Origin of the sequence: Actinophytocola sp. (genome assembly GCF_035712165.1) — a bacterium.
Classification (GTDB): domain Bacteria; phylum Actinomycetota; class Actinomycetes; order Mycobacteriales; family Pseudonocardiaceae; genus DASYTH01.
Genome location: NZ_DASTBH010000476.1, coordinates 1 through 3,822 on the forward strand (window position 1 = coordinate 1; position 3,822 = coordinate 3,822).

Annotated in this window: 2 protein-coding genes; both read left to right on the forward strand. The window is 68.4% G+C overall.

What is annotated here, in order from left to right; genetic code table 11:
* Nucleotides 1–517 precede the first annotated feature (517 nt).
* Nucleotides 518–658 carry a hypothetical protein gene (locus VFO68_RS26910; RefSeq protein WP_325161186.1) on the forward strand — a complete coding sequence of 47 codons (141 nt, stop codon included), beginning with the start codon at nucleotides 518–520 and terminating at the stop codon, nucleotides 656–658.
* A gap of 1,579 nt (nucleotides 659–2,237) precedes the next feature.
* Nucleotides 2,238–3,822: DNRLRE domain-containing protein (locus VFO68_RS26915; RefSeq protein ID WP_325161187.1), on the forward strand; the 1,585-nt coding region annotated here is incomplete at its 3' end.

Genomic DNA, 3,822 nt, shown 5'->3' on the forward strand with positions numbered 1-3,822 from the left:
CGGGACCCCAGGCGCAGCCGCGGCGACCGCACCGGACACCGGGACCACCATCCCGGCCAGCCCCACCACGATCGCCGCAACCCCGACAGTCCGGCTCACCCGCATGACATTCTCCTCGGCGCACCGCCCAGCCACCCCAGCGCCAGCGATCCTGTCCGACCCGTCTCGGTTCGCCCTCGGCTCCATCTCGGTCGCCGGCTCCCCCTGGGAATAGCCCCTGGCCATACCGAGCCTCGAGATCACCCCGATCGGTACGGTCCGGAACGACCGGACCGACGTCCAGCACACGGACAACTGGGGTGCCGTCCGCAGCACCGTCACCATCGACGAGCGCTTAGGCGAGGCTTGCCTGCAGGGTCTGGTCGGCTTCTCCCACGTGGAGCCCTGTTCCTCTTCGACCAGTTCCCGGAACTCGACGACTACCGCGAACCCCGCCCATACCGCGGCCGCGCCGACCTTTCGAGCCCGTGGCCTCGCCGGTCGAAGAAGCCCCCAAGATCCACGCTAGTTGCCAGGTATGGCTGTCAAACCCGCCGGTGACGGCGTGGTGAAGGGCAGCGAGAAGGACCTGATGCTCGGTGGACAACCGGACGGGACTGTCAGCAACGTGCGCGAGTCCGTCGGTCGCGTGTCGGTTCTGGTGTTGTTCGAGGGCTGATCGCAGCACGCGGCGAACGAGCCTGTCGAGGTTGGATTCGTTCGGCTGGGGGTCGCGTACTGCGAGGATGTTGTGCTTCAAGGCCGGGGGGCCGTTGGCGGCGGCGACGTGAATGGTATTGCACATGCGGCTGCTGGCGTAGTTGAGCTGGGGGGATGGTTCCGGGATCCGCAGTTCGCCTCGCCATGGGGCACCCGCCTCGGCGTCGGCTCGGACCGCCTCGAGTCGGTGGGGCGCAAGGGCGAGCGCGTCTGCGACGCCTTCTGCCCACGAGGTGAGGATGGTGAGATCGTCAACGTTCAGGGCGGGTGTCGATGACGGTGGGGGCGGGGAGTCGCTGGTGGCGAGCCGGTCGAGGCCGCCCTGACCTGGTAGACGCTCATGTTGAACAGTTCGCTGCCGTTGGTGACGGGCCGGCGGCCGTCGACGCTGCGGCGGGTGGCTCCGGGCGGCGCGGTGATGGGCCGGTTCCTCACCGGGGTGGCTACCGGCGTCGGCATCGCGGTGGGGCACCGCCTGCTCGACGTGCTGTTGCTGCGCGGGAAACCGGTGACCAGCGCGGACACCGTGGTCACCGCCCGTGCCGACCGGTGCCGCGCTAGCGTCCATTCCCGTGACGAACCCTCTGCCAGCGGCCGAAGCCCGCACCGCGCTGGAGTTGATCGCCGAGTGTGTCGCCCGGCTGCGGATGACCGACCAGGCCGAAAGCGGCCCACCACCCCGGCGGCCTCGCTGGCCGACCTGCGCCAGAGGGCGAGCAGAGTTGCTTGTGCGTCGGATAGGGCGGTGACCTAGTCGATGACGACGCGGAGGCGTTCAGGGTCGTCTTTGGGTGGCCTGCCAGGCCGGGTGAAGAGTGGGATTGAGTATGTCGGGGGCGTTCCGGAGCAGGTCCAATCAAATGGGTGATGAGTTCGCCGCGGTGGGCTCGGCGCCGGAGGTTAGTTGAGGTTCGCAGGACGTAGCGCAGGGGTCAGCGCGGTTAGCACGGCGAGTTCGGCTTCTGCCCAGTCGGGAATTTGCAGGTCGGCGTTGTGGCGTACCAGCGGCATGTCGCCATGGTGGACACAGAGGACCCGCCGCAAGCAGGTACTGCGGTCACCCATGGCCGCACCACTCAACGCACCCCGCACATCGGCGCCGTCGTCACCATGCTGTTCCGTTGGCTAATGCCAGCGATGCTCGGCGCCAGGCTCCGTGTGCAGGCCAGCGGTGCCTCGCCGCGCGGCCGCCTAGCAAAACGCGATTCGTGTCAGCCTTAGGCGGCGCAGTTCGTGCCACGGCCGAATGTGAGCTGTGGCACGACCGCCGTCTCGTTCACTTGGGTGGGAGCTGGCGAGGCCGGTTCGGCCATTAGGGGATGGTCGGCTGGTCGCCGGGTGCCTGGGTGGTGTTACCACTGGTGGGTGTGATGTGTGCGTCCGGTGTGGACGTTGCGATCTTGGGTTTGCTTAACGGACCCTGAGAGGGTTGTCTTGTTGGTTGCGTGACCGCGGGGTGTCGCACCTGATGTTGTTGGGGTGTCGCCTCGATGGCTCGTACTCGTGCTGGTGTGTTTCGTGCTGTCCGTGGGGGACTGGTGCGGGGTGTGGCGGGGGTCACCACGGCCGCGTTGGTGGCGGGATTGGCGTCGGTGGTGCATGCGCCGCTGGCCGTGGCGGCTGCGCCGTCGTCCGCGCCGACACAGCAGGCTGGGCCGGACGAGGCCGCTGATCTGTCTTCGGCGCGGGTGACGGCGCGGCTGCGCAATCGTCGAATCGAGGCGGTCTCGGAGCGGACGGAGGCGTCGGCGACGTGGGTGAATCCGGACGGCAGCCGCACCACCGAGCTGAATGTGGGTCCGGTGCGGGTGCGCCGCGGGGACGCCTGGGTGCCGGTAGATCTGACGCTGGTCAAGGCCGCCGACGGGACGGTGCGGCCCAAGGCGCACCCGCGGGATCTGGTGCTGGCCGGGCCTGGGGGTTCGGGGTCGACGACGCGGGATCTGGCCGCGGTGTCGACCACAGAGGGCCAGGTCGGTCTGCAGTGGACGGGTTCGTTGCCGGATCCGGTGCTGTCCGGGGACACCGCCACCTATCGTGATGTTCAGCCGGGGATCGATCTCCAGGTCAAGGCGACCCGTACCGGGTTCGAGCAGTTCCTGGTGCTCAAACGCAAGCCGGCCAAGGGCACCAAGTTCACCCTGCCGGTGCGCGCGGCGGGGTTGACCACCCGCACCGACGCCGACGGCAACACCGACCTGATCGGTAAGAACGGCGCGGTGGTGGGCAGTGTGCCGGCCGCTGAGATGTGGGACTCGCGGACCGACCGGGCCAGCGGCGGCCCGGCCCGCAAGGTCAAGGTCGCCCAGCGCACCCAGACCAAGAACAAGGGCAACAACGCCCCGGCCGGCACCCCGGGCGACCAGGTGGACGTCACCCTCGAACCGGAGACGTCGTTCCTGGACGACTCAGCCACCCAATACCCGGTGATCGTCGATCCCGGCGTGACGGTGTGGACGAACTTCGACACCTTCACCCAGTCCGGCACCACGACCGATCAATCAGGATCGCCGGAACTGCGAATCGGTACCTGGAACGGCGGCGCCAACGTCGCCCGCTCGTATCTGCACTTCGACATGAGCGCGTTTCGGGGTACCCGGATCCTGGGTAGCACGTTGTGGCTGTACGCCACGCATTCCTACTCCTGCAACGCGCGGTGGTGGGAGGTGTGGTCCACCCCGCTGGTGGGCACCGGTACCCGGTGGTCCAACCAGCCGGCGCCGTGGAATGTGTGGTCCAGCAACGTCACCACCTCCGGCTACAGCGGCGGCTGCCCGGCGAACTGGGTGTCCACGGACATCCGCACCCTGCAGCAGGCGTGGGCCGATCAGGGCTTCACCAACGCCGGGATGATGCTCAAGGCGCTGAACGAGAGCGACTCCTACGGGTGGAAGAAGTTCTCCTCGGCCGAGGGCGGCGCGGTGCCGCACATCGACGTCACCTACAACACTCCGCCCAATCCGACCACCGGGCTCAACGTCTCCGACCGCGGCGATTCCGGCGGCGTGACCTACACCCGGTCGACCACCCCGCTGCTGACCTTCCGGCCCAGTGACCCGGACGGCGAGGCGGTGCGCGCGTTCGTCTACGTCTACGAGGGCGAGACGATGATCACCCACGCCG